Source organism: Pseudoxanthomonas sp. J31 (genome assembly GCF_000510725.1).
Taxonomy (GTDB): Bacteria; Pseudomonadota; Gammaproteobacteria; order Xanthomonadales; family Xanthomonadaceae; genus Pseudoxanthomonas.
Genome location: NZ_AZNZ01000012.1, coordinates 45,782 through 59,845 on the forward strand (window position 1 = coordinate 45,782; position 14,064 = coordinate 59,845).

The 14,064-nt window shown below is 71.3% G+C and carries 14 protein-coding genes; 6 read left to right on the top strand and 8 right to left on the bottom strand.

Annotated features, from left to right (window positions below; translation table 11 throughout):
- Window positions 1-16: 16 nt before the first annotated feature.
- Genes PSEJ31_RS0112765 through pilG form a run of 4 tightly spaced genes read right to left on the bottom strand, consistent with a single transcriptional unit; the run spans window position 17 to window position 3,412 of the window.
- A complete protein-coding gene (locus PSEJ31_RS0112765) occupies window positions 17-2,053 on the bottom strand; it encodes a methyl-accepting chemotaxis protein (protein WP_028915669.1) in 2,037 nt (678 codons plus the stop codon).
- 40 nt (window positions 2,054-2,093) lie between these two features.
- Window positions 2,094-2,624, bottom strand: coding sequence for a chemotaxis protein CheW (locus tag PSEJ31_RS0112770; protein ID WP_019398632.1), 531 nt, complete (start codon window positions 2,622-2,624; stop codon window positions 2,094-2,096).
- Entirely contained in the window at window positions 2,624-2,992 is a 369-nt protein-coding gene (locus PSEJ31_RS0112775; protein WP_028915670.1) for a response regulator, read from the bottom strand. Before PSEJ31_RS0112775 ends, PSEJ31_RS0112770 begins: the two co-directional genes overlap by 1 nt.
- An 18-nt stretch (window positions 2,993-3,010) precedes the next feature.
- Window positions 3,011-3,412: a twitching motility response regulator PilG gene (gene pilG / locus PSEJ31_RS0112780; protein ID WP_013536059.1), complete on the bottom strand. Its 402-nt coding sequence runs from the start codon at window positions 3,410-3,412 to the stop codon at window positions 3,011-3,013.
- 234 nt (window positions 3,413-3,646) lie between these two features.
- Between pilG and gshB the strand changes: the two genes are divergently transcribed.
- Together gshB and PSEJ31_RS0112790 are read left to right on the top strand one after the other, a co-directional pair.
- Entirely contained in the window at window positions 3,647-4,597 is a 951-nt protein-coding gene (gene gshB / locus PSEJ31_RS0112785) for a glutathione synthase (protein WP_019398635.1), read from the top strand.
- The gene (locus PSEJ31_RS0112790; protein WP_028915671.1) at window positions 4,594-5,466 is read left to right on the top strand and encodes an energy transducer TonB; all 873 of its coding nucleotides are present in this window, start codon (window positions 4,594-4,596) and stop codon (window positions 5,464-5,466) included. Before gshB ends, PSEJ31_RS0112790 begins: the two co-directional genes overlap by 4 nt.
- A gap of 75 nt (window positions 5,467-5,541) precedes the next feature.
- Here PSEJ31_RS0112790 and PSEJ31_RS0112795 read toward each other — a convergent pair whose 3' ends face one another.
- Together PSEJ31_RS0112795 and pyk are read right to left on the bottom strand one after the other, a co-directional pair.
- On the bottom strand, window positions 5,542-6,549 hold the full coding sequence (locus PSEJ31_RS0112795; RefSeq protein WP_028915672.1) for a class I fructose-bisphosphate aldolase: 1,008 nt from the start codon (window positions 6,547-6,549) through the stop codon (window positions 5,542-5,544).
- Between the two features lie 144 nt (window positions 6,550-6,693).
- Window positions 6,694-8,160, bottom strand: coding sequence for a pyruvate kinase (gene pyk / locus PSEJ31_RS0112800; RefSeq protein WP_019398638.1), 1,467 nt, complete (start codon window positions 8,158-8,160; stop codon window positions 6,694-6,696).
- A gap of 242 nt (window positions 8,161-8,402) precedes the next feature.
- Between pyk and PSEJ31_RS0112805 the strand changes: the two genes are divergently transcribed.
- A complete protein-coding gene (locus PSEJ31_RS0112805) occupies window positions 8,403-9,380 on the top strand; it encodes a transaldolase (RefSeq protein ID WP_019398639.1) in 978 nt (325 codons plus the stop codon).
- Between the two features lie 219 nt (window positions 9,381-9,599).
- Here PSEJ31_RS0112805 and msrA read toward each other — a convergent pair whose 3' ends face one another.
- Complete coding sequence (msrA, locus tag PSEJ31_RS0112810) at window positions 9,600-10,238, bottom strand: peptide-methionine (S)-S-oxide reductase MsrA (RefSeq protein WP_026010520.1); 639 nt, start codon at window positions 10,236-10,238, stop codon at window positions 9,600-9,602.
- Between the two features lie 25 nt (window positions 10,239-10,263).
- The gene (locus PSEJ31_RS0112815; protein ID WP_019398641.1) at window positions 10,264-10,524 is read right to left on the bottom strand and encodes a DUF2007 domain-containing protein; all 261 of its coding nucleotides are present in this window, start codon (window positions 10,522-10,524) and stop codon (window positions 10,264-10,266) included.
- A 135-nt stretch (window positions 10,525-10,659) separates the two neighbouring features.
- On the opposite strand from PSEJ31_RS0112815, the gene PSEJ31_RS0112820 reads away from it, so the two are divergent.
- The 3 genes from PSEJ31_RS0112820 to PSEJ31_RS0112830 all read left to right on the top strand — a co-directional run bounded on the left by PSEJ31_RS0112820 (window position 10,660) and on the right by PSEJ31_RS0112830 (window position 14,062).
- Window positions 10,660-12,399, top strand: a complete 1,740-nt coding sequence (locus PSEJ31_RS0112820) for a glutamine--tRNA ligase/YqeY domain fusion protein (RefSeq protein WP_028915673.1) — start codon at window positions 10,660-10,662, stop codon at window positions 12,397-12,399.
- A gap of 64 nt (window positions 12,400-12,463) precedes the next feature.
- Window positions 12,464-13,444 (top strand): DMT family transporter, encoded by a 981-nt coding sequence (locus tag PSEJ31_RS0112825; RefSeq protein WP_051403742.1) that lies wholly within the window; start codon window positions 12,464-12,466, stop codon window positions 13,442-13,444.
- A 57-nt stretch (window positions 13,445-13,501) separates the two neighbouring features.
- Window positions 13,502-14,062, top strand: coding sequence for a nucleoside deaminase (locus PSEJ31_RS0112830; protein WP_028915675.1), 561 nt, complete (start codon window positions 13,502-13,504; stop codon window positions 14,060-14,062).
- The last annotated feature ends 2 nt before the right edge of the window (window positions 14,063-14,064 follow it).

Genomic DNA, 14,064 nt, shown 5'->3' on the forward strand with positions numbered 1-14,064 from the left:
CGTCAGGCCCATCTGATCAGCCAGGCAGCTTGAAGTCGGCGACCGAGCGGCGCAGGTCGGCAGCCAGCTGCGCCAGGTGTCCGATCGATTCGGCCGTCTGGCCCGCGCCCCGCGAAGTCTGGGCGGAAATCTGGCGGACCACTTCCATGGTCTTGGTGATGTCGGCGGCCGCGCCGGCCTGCTGCTGGGCGGCGACCGAGATGTTCTTGATCAGCTCGTTCAGGGCGTTGGACACGCGCTCGATCTCGGTCAGCGCGGTACCGGCGTCCTCGGCCAGGCGGGCACCGGACACCACCTCGGCGGTGGTCTGCTCCATCGAGCTGACCGCCTCGTTGGTGTCGGCCTGGATCGCCTGGACCAGGCCTTCGATTCGCCGGGTCGCGTTGGAGGTGCGTTCCGCCAGGCGCTGCACTTCGTCCGCCACCACCGCGAAGCCGCGGCCCGTCTCGCCCGCCGCTGCCGCCTGCACGGCCGCGTTGAGCGCCAGGATGTTGGTCTGCTCGGAAATGTCGTTGATCAGTTCCACGATCGAGCCGATCTCCTGGGACGACTCGCCCAGGCGCTTGATGCGCTTGGAGGTCTCCTGGATCTGGTCGCGGATCTGGTCCATGCCGTTGATGGTCTCGCGCACCACGCCGGCGCCCTCGGCCGCGATGACCACCGAGCGCTGCGCCACTTCCGCCGATTCGGTGGAGTTGCGCGACACCTGCTCGATGCTGGCCGCGATTTCAGCGATGCGCTGGGAGGCGGCGTTGATCTGCTCGGCCTGGTGGTTGGACGCCTCGGCCAGCTGCAGCGCGGTGGCCTGGGTCTCCTGGGACGAGGCCGCGACCTGCACCGAGGTGTCGTTGATCGTGGTCACCAGGTTGCGCAGCTCGTCCACCGCGTAGTTGATCGCGTCCGCGATCGCGCCGGTCATGTCCTCGGTCACCGAGGCCTTCACCGTCAGGTCGCCTTCACCCAGCGAGCTGATTTCGTCCAGCAGCCGCATGATCGCCTGCTGGTTGCGGCTGTTGAACTCCACCTGGGCCTGGTAGCGCAGCTCCTGCTCGCGCTGGCGGTTGCGCACCGAGCTCCACACGAAGCCGATCAGCGACAGCAGCGCCAGCACGCCGGAAACCACGCCGATCCAGAAGTTCGGGAACACGCGGGTGTCGCGGGCCGAACCGAAGGCGGCGAACGCCTCGAACACGCGCTTGCTGTCCTCCAGCATCTGCGACGAGCCGGCCACCAGGCTGGCGGCCGCGGTCTGCGCGGCGAACAGGTTGCGCGAGCTGGCCAGGATCGCCTCGACGTCCTTGCGCATCTCGTTCCACTGTTCCTGCGACTGCTGCAGGGCGGCCTGGGCGGCGGGGTTGCGGACCTGGGCGATGCCCAGTTCCTCGTTGCCCTCCATCAGGCCGGTCAGCACCTGGGTGAACACCACCGCGTCGCGGGCCAGGGCGTCGCCGGCGGCGCTGGCGCCGGGACCGCCGGCGCGGATCTCGGTGACGCGGCGGGCCATGGTGCCGGCGACCACGACCTGCTGCAGGGCATTGAACACCTGCGCGGCGGGCGCGCCGCCGGCGGTCATCGCGCGCACCACCTCGTTCAGCTGCGCCTGCAGCTGCGGCACGCGGCCGACGAAGCGGTCGGCGTTGCCGGCCAGGGCCAGCACCGCCTCCTCGGACTCAAGGATCTGCGCCGATTGCTGGGCCAGCGGGTTCCAGGTGCGGCCCAGCTGCTGCAGCGGCGCGGCCACGCCCGGCTCGCCGCCGAAGCGCTGCTGCAGCCCGCTCACCGTGCTGACGATGCGGGTGCGGGTCTGGCGGAAGGCGGTGAACGCCTCGGCGTTGCCGCCGACCGCGTCGCGGCCCTGGTTGGCAAGCTGCTGCGAGAGCACCTGCAGGTCGGCCGCGCCGGTGCTGGCGCCGGCCAGCCGGCTGCCCTGGTAGGTCGCCACACCGGTGTTGGTGGCGAACACCACCACCGACAGCACCAGCAGGACCAGCCAGAACCCGGTGCTCACGCCACCCAGGCGGCTGGTCTTCGGGGATTCCGGTGCAGTGCTCATTCGCGTATTGCCTCGATCGGATTCTTGGAGGGGCCGCCGCTCACGCCGCGGCCTGCCTGAATTCAGGGGTACGGGCCAGCCTGGACAGGGAGAACACCGCCCAGTCCGCGCCCTCGCTGTGGAACGCGCGCTCGACGAAGTGGGCGTAGCGGCCGCGGGCCAGCGGCGCCGGGTCGATTGCCTGGTCCTCGCTGAAGGCGCGCTGGCCGTACAGCTCGTCGATGGTCAGCGCCACGTCGCCGCCCTGCTGGCGCATGACCAGCACGCGCTGGCCCTCGTGCAGGACGGTGCGCTCGCCTTCCAGGAACAGCTTCAGGTCGATGACCGGGAACAGGTTGCCGCGCAGGTTGCCGATGCCCAGCAGCCACGGCTGCGCGCCGGGGACGGGCGTCACCGGCGGCATCGGCATGATCTCGACCACCTCGCCGAACTGCGACACCAGCCGCTGCCGGCCGATGCGGTAGCCGACGCCGCGCCAGGTCTCCGGGCCCAGCTCGCGCGCCGGCAGCTGCACCGCGTGCGCCAGGCTGCGGCGCTCGTAGTCGGAAAGGATGTCGAACGGAGTGCGCATCAGGCCGCGCCCACCAGCTGGTTGATGCGCGCCATCAGGTCCTCTTCGCGCGGCGGCTTGACCACGTAGTCCACCGCGCCCTGGCGCATGGCCCAGGCGCGGTCGGTCTCCATGCTCTTGGTGCTGACGATCAGCACCGGGATCTTGCTGGTGGCCTCGTCGCGGCTGAGCGCGCGGGTGGCCTGGAAACCACTCATGCCCGGAAGCACCACGTCCATCAGGACGAGGTCGGGCAGCTGCTTGCGTGCCAGTTCAAGTCCGTCCTCGGCGTTGGTCGCGAACAGGACCTGGTGTCCGCCGCGCTCCAGCCACTGGGTGAAGACGGCACGATCGGTCGGCGAATCTTCGATCAGCAGGATTCGAGCCATGTTTTGCCTGCCCCCCGGTCAGGCGTTGACGTACGTACGGATTGCCCCGAGCAGTTCTTCCCGCGTGAATGGCTTGGTGAGGTATTGCTCGGAGCCGACGATGCGGCCGCGCGCCTTGTCGAACAGGCCGTCCTTGGAGGACAGCATGATGACCGGCGTCGACTTGAACTTCTGGTTGCCCTTGATCAGCGCGCAGGTCTGATAGCCGTCGAGCCGCGGCATCATGATGTCGACGAAGATGATCTGCGGCTGCTGGTCGGCGATCTTGGCCAGCGCCTCGAAGCCGTCGCTGGCCGTGACCACCTCGCAGCCCTCGCGCTTGAGCAGGGTCTCGGCGGTGCGGCGGATGGTCTTTGAGTCGTCGATGACCAGTACCCGCAGGCCACCCAATGCCCCGGCTGGGGCCGTGTTGTCAGTCATTACCCTGGTTCCCCTTGCGCGCGGCGCTTCTTCATTCCCGGCACCGCTGCTTGGGTGTCTATATCCCAGTACCGGGAAAACCTGTCAAGCCCGGCGTGGGTTTGTGCACCTGCGTCACCGGCGCGGCGCGACCGCCGGCACGCCGCGCGGGCCGGGGCCGCCCGGGCCGGTCGCGGCCGCGGACGATGGGCTAACATCACCGGCCTGCCTTCCCTACGTGTGCGGCCCGCCCCAATGCCCCTGGACGTCGTCGTGGTGATGGACCCGATCGGGTCGATCAAGATCGCCAAGGACACCACCTTCGCCATGCTCCTGGAGGCGCAGCGGCGCGGCCACCGCCTGCACTACGTCCGCCCCGGCGGGCTGGGCCTGCGCGACGGCCGCGCCGTGGCCACCGCCGCCCCGCTGCGGGTGCGCGACGACAAGGCCGGCTGGTACGAGCTGGGCGATTACGCCGAGCTGGCATTCGGCCCCGGCCAGGTGGTGCTGATGCGCAAGGACCCGCCGTTCGACGGCGAGTACCTCTATGACACCCACATCCTGGACATCGCCCGCGCGGCCGGGGCGGAGGTGGTGAACAACCCGCAGGGCCTGCGCGACTTCAACGAGAAGCTTGCCGCCCAGCTGTTCCCGCAGTGCTGCCCGCCGACCCGGATCAGCCGCGACCCGGCCGCGCTGAAGGCCTTCGCCGCCGAACACGGCCGGGTGGTGCTCAAGCCGCTGGACGGCATGGGCGGGCGCTCGATCTTCCTCAGCCAGGCCGGCGATCCCAACCTGAACGTGATCCTGGAGACGCTGACCGAGGGCGGGCGCAAGCTGGCCCTGGCCCAGCGCTACATCCCGGAGATCACCGACGGCGACAAGCGCATCCTGCTGGTCGACGGGGTGCCGGTGGACTATTGCCTGGCGCGGATCCCGCAGGGCGACGAGTTCCGCGGCAACCTGGCCGCCGGCGGCCGCGGCGTGGGCCGCCCGCTGTCCGAGCGCGACCGCTGGATCGCCGCCCAGGTCGGCCCGGAGATGCGCCGCCGCGGCATGCGCTTCGTCGGCCTGGACGTGATCGGCGACTACCTGACCGAGGTCAACGTCACCAGCCCCACCTGCGTGCGCGAGCTGGACGCGCAGTTCGGCCTGAACATCGCCGGGCTGCTGTTCGACGCCATCGAGGCCGGGCCGGCGGCATGAGCACGGCCCAGGTGGCACCGCCGCGGATCGGGGAGCGGCAGCGCCTGAGCGCCACCCTGGTGCTGTCGGCGCTGGTCCACGGGATCCTGATCCTGGGCCTGGGCTTCGCCTTCCGCGGCGAGGCCCCGCTGGTGCCGACCCTGGACGTGATCTTCAGCAACACCAGCACCGAGCTGACCCCGGAACAGGCCGACTTCCTGGCCCAGGCCAACAACCGTGGTGGCGGCGAGCACGACCGTGCGCAGCGCCCGCGCGACAGCCAGGCCGGCGCGGTGCCACGGGCCGAGCCGGGCGAGGCGCCACTGCCGCAGCAGCGCCAGGACCCGGCGCCGGCCCCGGAGACCCAGGCCCGGGTGGTGGCCAGCCGCCGCGGCGAGGACGCGGTGCCCGAGCCGCAGCCGCGCGAGCAGGCAGATACCCTGCACCCGGTCAGCCCGGCCAAGGCCGCGCGCGACGCGGAGATGGCGCGGCTGGCGGCCGAGGTCTACCTGCGCTCGGAGCTGTACGCCAAGCGCCCGACCCGCAAGTTCGTCTCCGCCAGCACCCGCGAGTACGCCTACGCCAACTACCTGCGCGCCTGGGTGGACCGCGCCGAGCGCATCGGCAACCTCAACTACCCGGACGAGGCCCGGCGCCGCCGCCTCGGCGGCCAGGTGGTGATCAGCGTCGGCGTGCGCCGCGACGGCACGGTGGAAAGCACCCGCATCCTGCGCTCCAGCGGTACCCCGCTGCTGGACGCCTCGGCCGAGCGCATCGTGCGCCTGGCCGAACCGTTCCCGCCGCTGCCGGACACCAATGACGGGGTCGACGTGCTGCACGTCACCCGCACCTGGGTGTTCAAGCCCGGCGGCGAGCTGCACACCGAGTAAGCCGCCACCCGCCCGCCAAGCGGGAAAACGCCGGCCCATGGCCGGCGTTCCCGGGTGCACCGCGGGGCGGGCGGCTCAGTCGCCCTGCCACTGCCCCAGCGCGGCCAGGCCATTGGCCCTGGCCCTGGCGTAGACCAGGTCCTGGGCCTTGCGCAGGTTGTTCTCCATGTCCCGCGCCCACAGCTGCAGCGCGGCCTGCTGCATGGCCCGGCCGTAGGAGAAGCTGAGGGTCCACGGGTTGGGGCCAAGCCGGTTCATCGCGTCCAGGTGCGCGGTGGCGCGCTCGTCGTCCTGGCCGCCGGACAGGAACACGATGCCCGGCAGGATCGCCGGCACCGTGGTCTTCAGGCACATCAGGGTGGACTCGGCCACTTCCTGCACGTCGGCCTGCTCCGGGCAGTCCTTGCCGGAAATGACCATCGAGGCCTTCAGGATCGTGCCTTCCAGCAGCACGTTCTGGTCGTACAGCGAGCCGAACAGGGAGCGCAGCACGGCCTCGGTGACCTCGTAGCAGGTCTCGATGTCGTGGCCGCCGTCCATCAGCACCTCCGGCTCGACCACCGGCACCAGGCCCTGCTCCTGGCACAGCGCCGCATAGCGCGCCAGGGCGTGGGCGTTGACGTCGATGCAGGTGCCGGTGGGGATGTCCTCGCCGATGGTGATCACCGCGCGCCACTTGGCGAAACGCGCGCCCAGCCGGTAGTACTCCTGCAGGCGCTCGCGCAGGCCGTCCAGGCCCTCGGTCACCAGCTCGCCGGGGTAGCCGGCCAGCGGCACGGTGCCCTTGTCGACCTTGATGCCCGGCAGGATGCCCTGCCCGGCCATGTACTGCGGGAACGGCACGCCGTCGCCGGTGGCCTGGCGGATGGTCTCGTCGTACAGGATCGCGCCGGAGATGTGCTCGGACAGCTTCGGCGTGGTGAGCAGCAGCTCGCGGTAGGCGCGGCGGTTCTCCCCGCTGTTGTCGATCCCGACCGCGGCGAAGCGCTTGCCGATGGTCGCGGTGGACTCGTCGATGGCGATGATGCCCTTGCCCGGGGCGACGAGCGCCTGCGCGGTTTCGGCCAGCTGTTCGATGCTCATGGGGGGTCCTGCGCGGGGGACGGGGGCCGTGAAGTATAGCCGCCGCCCTCGCCACGCCCCGTGCAGCCCGGCGCGCCGGCAAGGCCCGCAAACAGGACGGGCGCCCGCAGGCGCCCGTCCGTCGCGACAGGTTCCGGCCGACCCTTACAGGTCGCCCAGGCCGCTGGCGCGGCCGTCGGGCCCGACTTCCAGCAGGCGCAGGGTATTGGTCGCGCCGTGGGTTTCCATGTGCTCGCCGGAGGTGAACACCACGCGGTCGCCGCCGGCCAGCATGCCGGCGTCGACCAGCACGCGGATGCTGCCGCGCGCGGCCTCGCGCGGGGTCAGGCCGCGGCTGTCGAAGTTGATCGGGAACACGTCGCGCATCAGCGCCATGCGCCGGCGCGCGCCGTCGTGGCGGGTGATGGCGTAGATCGGGGCCTTGGCGCGGAAGCGCGACAGGTAGCGCGGGGTGCCGCCGGACTCGGTCATGGCCACGATCGCGCGCACGCCGATGTGCTCGGACAGGAACATGGTGGCCATGGCGATGGCCTGGTCGGCGCGCTCCAGGTTGCGCTGGGCCTTGCTGAAGTCGGTCTCGGTCTGGAACTGGCGCTCGGCGCCCAGGCAGATCCGGGCCATCGCCTCCACCGCCTTGACCGGGTAGGCACCGGCGGCGGTCTCGGCCGACAGCATCACCGCGTCGGTGCCGTCGATCACCGCGTTGGCCACGTCCAGCACCTCGGCGCGGGTCGGGATCGGGCTCTCGACCATCGACTGCAGCATCTGGGTGGCGGTGATCACCACGCGGTTGCGCGCCAGCGACTCGCGGATGATCTTCTTCTGCAGGCCCGGCAGCTCGGCGTCGCCGATCTCCACGCCCAGGTCGCCGCGGGCGACCATGACCACGTCGGAGGCCTCGATGATCTCGGCCAGGTTCTCGATCGCCTCGGTGCGCTCGATCTTGGACACCAGCGCCGCGTCGGAGCCGTGCTCGCGGGCGATGCGGCGGGCCTCGTTCATGTCCTCGGCGTTGCGGCAGAAGGACACGGCGATGAAGTCCACGCCGATCTTGGCGGCCACGCCGATCAGCTCGCGGTCGCGGTCGGTCAGCGCGCCCAGGGACAGGCCGCCACCCTGCTTGTTCAGGCCCTTGCGGTCGGACAGCACGCCGTCGTTGAGCACCGTGCAGACGATGCGGGTGCCCTGCACCTGCTCCACGCGCAGCTGCATCAGGCCGTCGTCCAGCAGCAGCACGTCGCCGGGCTTCACGTCGCCGGGCAGGCCCAGGTAGCTGACGCCGACCTGGGTGGCGTCGCCGGCCGGGAAGTCGGCCTCGGCCACCAGATCGAAGCGGTCGCCGGCCTTGAGGTTGACCTTGCCGGTGGCGAAGCGCTCGATGCGGATCTTCGGACCCGGCAGGTCGGCCAGGATGCCGACCTCGGCGCCGACCTTCTGCGCGGCGATGCGGACCTCGGCGGCGCGCTTGGCCTGGCCGGAGGGATCGCCGTGGGAGAAGTTCAGCCGCACGACGTTGACGCCCGCGCGGAACAGCGCCTCGAGGACCCCCGGCGGGTCGGTGGCCGGTCCGAGGGTGGCAAGGATCTTGGTGCGGCGCAGGCGGTCGGTCATCTTGGCAGGGGCTTCCGAAAAGGCAGGGAAAACTATCACAAAGGGCGCACCCGACGGCAGCGCTGTCAATGGCGCAAATCCACATGGGGCAAGGATTTCCCGGCGCATGTCACATACGCCGGAGAATGGGACGCAGCGTGTTGGTACCGCTACCATCCACAGCATCGCATAATCGGGGTGTACTCGCCCATCCCCGCCCCGCGGAGGAGCGGCACAACCGTTGCCCGATCCCAGGAAACGACATGACCAGCACCGACACCTCTTCCCCGTCCCGCCTGCAGCAGCTGCGCGAACTGTCCGTGGTGGTGGCCGACACCGGCGACTACGACGCCATCGCCCGGCTCAAGCCGGTGGACTGCACCACCAACCCCACCCTGGTGAAGAAGGCCCTGGACCTGCCGGTCTACGCCGGGCTGATCGAGCGCGAGCTGGAATGGGCCCGCGCCCAGGGCGCGCCCGGCAAGGCCGTGGTCGACGAGGTCGCCGACCGCCTGACCGTGGGCGTGGGCGCGATGCTCAGCGAGCTGATCCCGGGCCGGGTCTCGACCGAGGTCGACGCCGACCTGGCGCACGACACCGCCGCCACCGTGGCCAAGGCGCGCAAGTTCATCCAGATGTATGCCGAGCGCGGCATCCCGCGCGAGAAGGTGCTGATCAAGGTCGCCGCCACCTGGGAAGGCGTGGAGGCCGCGCGCCAGCTGCAGGCCGAGGGCATCGACTGCAACCTGACCCTGATCTTCAACCCGACCCAGGCCCTGGCCTGCGCCGAGGCCGGCGCGTTCCTGATCTCGCCCTTCGTCGGCCGCATCCTCGACTGGTACAAGGCCCGCGGCCAGGTGCCGGCGAGCATCGACGAGGACCCGGGCGTGAAGTTCGTGCGCGGCGTGTACAACGAGTTCAAGAAGCGCGGCCACGCCACCGTGGTGATGGGCGCCTCGTTCCGCTCGGTGGACCAGGTGCTGGCCCTGGCCGGCTGCGACCGCCTGACCATCTCGCCGGACCTGCTCGAGCAGCTGGCCAGTTCCACCGGCGTGGTGGAGCGCAAGCTGTCGCCGCTGCCGCGCGAGGACCGCGCCGTGGCCCCGGTCACCGCCGAGAGCTTCGCCGCCGACCTGGCCGCCGATGCCATGGCCTCGGAGAAGCTGGCCGAAGGCATCGCCGCCTTCGCCAAGGACCTGGACGCCCTGCGCGCCGACATCGGCGCCCGCCTGGGCGCCTGATCGCCACGGCGGCCCTGCCGCCCCCGGCCCGAACCGGAAAGGCCGCCCCAGGGCGGCCTTTTTCCTTGGGTGCATCGGGCTGCACGACCGCGGTGGCGCCACGGAGGCACGGCCGGTCGGAGCCGCGCCTGGACGCCGCGCCATGCCCATGCCCGCCCGGAACGGCAGCCCCTCCCAAGCCGGCTGCCCGCGCTTGCCGTCGTCCGCGGGCGGCACCGCTCAGATCGGGCAGGACACTCCCGTCCCGCCCAGCCCGCAATAACCGTTCGGGTTCTTGGACAGGTACTGCTGGTGCAGGTCCTCGGCGTAGTAGAACGGCGGCGCCGGGTACAGCAGCTCGGTGGTGACCGGCGGATAGCCGGCTGCCGCCAGCGACGCCTGGTAGGCCTCGAGGCTGGCCTGCGCCGCCGCGTGCTGGGCGGCGGTATGGCTGTGGATGGCCGAGCGGTACTGGGTGCCGACGTCGTTGCCCTGGCGCATGCCCTGGGTCGGGTCGTGGCTTTCCCAGAACAGCTTCAGCAAGTTGGCGAAGTCCACCCGGGCCGGGTCGTAGACCACCCGCACCACCTCGGCATGCCCGGTGCGGCCGGAGCAGACCTCCTCGTAGGTGGGGTTGGGCGTGCCGCCGCCGGCATAGCCGACCGCGGTGGTGAACACCCCCGGCACCTGCCAGAACTTGCGCTCGGCGCCCCAGAAGCAGCCCATGCCGAACTCCACCTGCTCCATGCCGGGGAACTCGCCGCGCAGCGGGCGGCCGTGGACGTGGTGGACGTTGTGCAACGGCAGCGGGTCCGGGCGGCCCGGCAGCAGGTCCTCCGGGCGCGGCATGCGTTGCTTCCAGGCACCGATGCCAAGCAGGGATTCCAGGCTCATGGGGTCTCCTTCAGGCCGGCAGCAGGCCGGGGTCGGCCTCCGGGATGGGGTCCTCCGGGTCGGCCCGCAAGCCGGCGGCGCGCAACGCTGCATCGGCCAGGGGCAGCGAGGAGTCGGGCACGCATACCCGCAGCACCCCGAACAGGGGCAGCTCCCCGGCCGCGCCCAGCAGGTTCTCGCCGAAGACGAAGGCCGGGATCCCGGCGTCCTCCAGCACGTGCCGGGCCAGGTGGGCGTCGATCAGGTTATGGGCGCGGTAGGCGACCTGCATGGGGGCTCCCGGGGGATGGGCTGGCCCCGAGCATACGCCCGGCCGGTCCGGCGGCCCTGAACGGCCGCGGCACCGCGGCCCGGGGACCGCGGTGCTCGGCTAAACTTGCGGTTTGCCTTCGCAGCCCCCGCCACGATGTCCGAAGCCACCACGCCCGCCACCGAAGCCGTTCCCGAGAAGCGCGACTTCATCCGCCAGATCGTCCGCGAGGACCTAGCCAGCGGCAAGCACACCGCGATCAAGACCCGCTTCCCGCCCGAGCCCAACGGCTACCTGCACATCGGCCATGCCAAGGCGATCTGCCTGGACTTCGGCATCGCCGCCGAGTTCGGCGGGCGCTGCAACCTGCGCTTCGACGACACCAACCCGGCCAAGGAAGACCCCGAGTTCGTGCGTGCCATCCAGGACGACGTGCGCTGGCTGGGCTTCGAATGGGCCAGCCTGCGCCATGCCTCGGACTACTTCGAGGTCTACTACCTGGCCGCGGAGAAGCTGATCAAGGACGGCAAGGCCTACGTCTGCGACCTGTCGCCGGAGGAAGTGCGCGCCTACCGCGGCACCCTGACCGAGCCGGGCCGCGAGTCGCCGTACCGCAACCGCAGCGTCGAGGAGAACCTGGACCTGTTCCGGCGCATGCGCGCCGGCGAGTTCCCGGACGGCAGCCGCACCCTGCGCGCCAGGATCGACATGGCCAGCGGCAACATCAACATGCGCGACCCGGCGCTGTACCGGATCAAGCACGTCGAACACCAGAACACCGGCAACGCCTGGCCGATCTACCCGATGTACGACTTCGCCCATTCCCTGGGCGACGCCATCGAGGGCATCACCCACTCCCTGTGCACCCTGGAGTTCGAGGACCACCGTCCGCTGTACGACTGGTGCGTGGACAACGTCGACCTGGCCGGGCACCCGGAGCTGCTGGAGCCGCTGAAGGCCAAGGGCCTGCCGATCGAGGCCGCCAAGCCGCGCCAGATCGAGTTCTCGCGCCTGAACATCAACTACACGGTGATGAGCAAGCGCAAGCTGACCCAGCTGGTCGCCGAAGGCCTGGTCGACGGCTGGGACGACCCGCGCATGTACACCCTGCAGGGACTGCGCCGGCGCGGGTACACCCCGGCCGCGCTGCGCCTGCTGGTGGACCGCGTCGGCATCTCCAAGCAGAACTCGGTGATCGACTTCTCGGTGCTCGAAGGCTGCCTGCGCGAGGACCTGGACGCCACCGCGCCGCGGCGCATGGCGGTGATCGACCCGCTGAAGCTGGTGCTGACCAACCTGGCGGAAGACCACGAGGAGTCGCTCAGCTTCCCGAACCACCCGAAGGACGAGGCGCAGGGCCAGCGCCAGGTGCCGTTCTCGCGCGAGCTGTGGATCGAGCGCGAGGACTTCGCCGAGGTCCCGCCCAAGGGCTGGAAGCGCCTGGTCCCCGGCGGCGAGGCCCGCCTGCGCGGCGCCGGCATCGTGCGCATCGACGAAGTGGTCAAGGACGAGGCGGGCAACGTGGTCGAGCTGCGCGGCTGGCTGGACCCGGAATCGCGCCCGGGCATGGAAGGCGCCAATCGCAAGGTCAAGGGCACCATCCACTGGGTCTCGGCCAGGCATGCCGTGGCCGCGGAGATCCGCCTGTACGACCGCCTGTTCCTGGTCGAGAAGCCGGACGACGAATCCGACGGCAAGACCTACCGCGACCACCTCAACCCGGACTCGAAGAAGATCGTCCGCGGCTGGGTGGAACCGGCCGCCGCCGGGGCTGCGCCGGAGCAGTCGTTCCAGTTCGAGCGCACCGGCTACTTCGTCGCCGACCGCTACGACCACCGCGCCGACGCGCCGGTGTTCAACCGCAGCGTGACCCTGCGCGACACCTGGGCCGGCTGACCCACCCCTGACCCACCCCTGACCCGTCGCGTGGCCGGCCGCGGCCGGCCACGCCCGATCCGCGATGTCGCCACCCGCCCCCCATCCGCGCACGCACCCGGGCCTGGCCGGGGGCGTGGCCAGCGGCGTGGCCGCCGGCGCGCTGTGGGGCCTGGTGTTCCTGGCGCCGCAGCTGCTGCCGGACTTCGGCGCGCTGCAGCAGTCGGTGGCGCGCTACCTGGCCTACGGCGTGCTCGCCCTGGCCCTGCTCGTACCGCGATGGCGCCGCGCCACCGCGCCGCTGGGCAAGGCGGAATGGCGCGCGCTGGTCGCGCTGAGCCTGCTGGGCAACCTCCTCTATTTCGTGCTGCTGGCCAGCGCCATCCACGCCGCCGGCGGCGCCGCGACCGCGCTGATCGTGGGCCTGGTGCCGGTGGTGGTCACCGTGGCCGGCGTGCGCCGCCACCATGCGAGCGGCCCGCGCCTGCGCGCGCTGGCCGGCCCCTGCGTGCTGTCGGTGCTGGGCATGGCCCTGGTGGCCGTCGATGCGGTGCGCGCCGGACGCGGGCTCAACAGCGATGCCGCCAGCAGCATCGGCGGGCTGGCCTGCGCGGTCGGCGCGCTGGTGTCGTGGTCGGCGTACTCGGTCGGCAACGCACGCTGGCTGGAGCGGCGTCCGGACATCTCCAGCCGCGACTGGTCGCTGCTGACCGGCGTGGCCACCGGCGGCCTGGCCCTGCTGCTGGCGCCGCTGGCGCTGCTGTGGGATGCATCGGCGCACGAGCCGGGCGCCTGGCTGCGCCTGCTGGGAATCTCCTCCGCGCTGGCCCTGTTCGCCTCGGTGGTCGGCAACGCGTTCTGGAACGCGGCCAGCCGCCGCCTGCCACTGAGCCTGGCCGGGCAGATGATCGTGTTCGAAACCCTGTTCGCCCTGCTGTACGGCTTCCTGTGGGAATGGCGCCTGCCCGGGCTGCTGGAAATCGCGGCCATCGCCTGCCTGCTGGGCGGGGTGCTGTGGTGCGCGGCGCGGCACGCACCGGCGCAGGCGCCCGCGCACGCCGGTTAGCCGCGGCCGGGGGAGGCCGATACACTGCACGATTCCCCCGTACTTCCCAGGAACACCATGCTGCACGCCCAGGTCCACCTCACCCTCCCGGTCTGGATCCACGAGGCCGTCGATCCGGCCGCCGTCTATGCCACGGACGAGGACAAGGTGGCGCTGGCGATCGAGCTGTCGCGCCGCAACGTCCAGGCGCGCAGCGGCGGTCCGTTCGGCGCGGTGGTGTTCGGGCCCGACCACCGGGTGATCGCCGCCGGCGTGAACCGGGTGGTGCCGCACGCCACCTCGCTGGCGCACGCGGAGAACATGGCCTACATGCTGGCGCAGCAGAAGCTGCAGACCCCGCGCCTCAATGACGTGCTCTCGCCGGTGACCCTGGCCACCTCCTCGCAGCCGTGCTGCCAGTGCTACGGCGCCACCATCTGGGCCGGGATCGACCGCCTGCTGATCGGTGCCCGCGCCGAGGACGTGATGGAACTGACCGAGTTCGACGAGGGCCCGCTGCCGGCGGACTGGACCGGCGAGCTGGAGCGCCGCGGCATCGCGGTGGCGCGCGACATCCTGCGCGGGCCGGCGCGCGAAGTGCTGCGCGCCTACGGCGAGAGCGGCGGCGACAAGTACTGATG

Bases quoted from the DNA above. Each gene is read 5' to 3' on its own strand.
- PSEJ31_RS0112765 (WP_028915669.1), bottom strand. From the start codon at position 2,053: ATGAGCACTGCACCGGAATCCCCGAAGACCAGCCGCCTGGGTGGCGTG.
- PSEJ31_RS0112770 (WP_019398632.1), bottom strand. From the start codon at position 2,624: ATGCGCACTCCGTTCGACATCCTTTCCGACTACGAGCGCCGCAGCCTG.
- PSEJ31_RS0112775 (WP_028915670.1), bottom strand. From the start codon at position 2,992: ATGGCTCGAATCCTGCTGATCGAAGATTCGCCGACCGATCGTGCCGTC.
- pilG (WP_013536059.1), bottom strand. From the start codon at position 3,412: ATGACTGACAACACGGCCCCAGCCGGGGCATTGGGTGGCCTGCGGGTA.
- gshB (WP_019398635.1), top strand. From the start codon at position 3,647: ATGCCCCTGGACGTCGTCGTGGTGATGGACCCGATCGGGTCGATCAAG.
- PSEJ31_RS0112790 (WP_028915671.1), top strand. From the start codon at position 4,594: ATGAGCACGGCCCAGGTGGCACCGCCGCGGATCGGGGAGCGGCAGCGC.
- PSEJ31_RS0112795 (WP_028915672.1), bottom strand. From the start codon at position 6,549: ATGAGCATCGAACAGCTGGCCGAAACCGCGCAGGCGCTCGTCGCCCCG.
- pyk (WP_019398638.1), bottom strand. From the start codon at position 8,160: ATGACCGACCGCCTGCGCCGCACCAAGATCCTTGCCACCCTCGGACCG.
- PSEJ31_RS0112805 (WP_019398639.1), top strand. From the start codon at position 8,403: ATGACCAGCACCGACACCTCTTCCCCGTCCCGCCTGCAGCAGCTGCGC.
- PSEJ31_RS0112815 (WP_019398641.1), bottom strand. From the start codon at position 10,524: ATGCAGGTCGCCTACCGCGCCCATAACCTGATCGACGCCCACCTGGCC.
- PSEJ31_RS0112820 (WP_028915673.1), top strand. From the start codon at position 10,660: ATGTCCGAAGCCACCACGCCCGCCACCGAAGCCGTTCCCGAGAAGCGC.
- PSEJ31_RS0112825 (WP_051403742.1), top strand. From the start codon at position 12,464: ATGTCGCCACCCGCCCCCCATCCGCGCACGCACCCGGGCCTGGCCGGG.
- PSEJ31_RS0112830 (WP_028915675.1), top strand. From the start codon at position 13,502: ATGCTGCACGCCCAGGTCCACCTCACCCTCCCGGTCTGGATCCACGAG.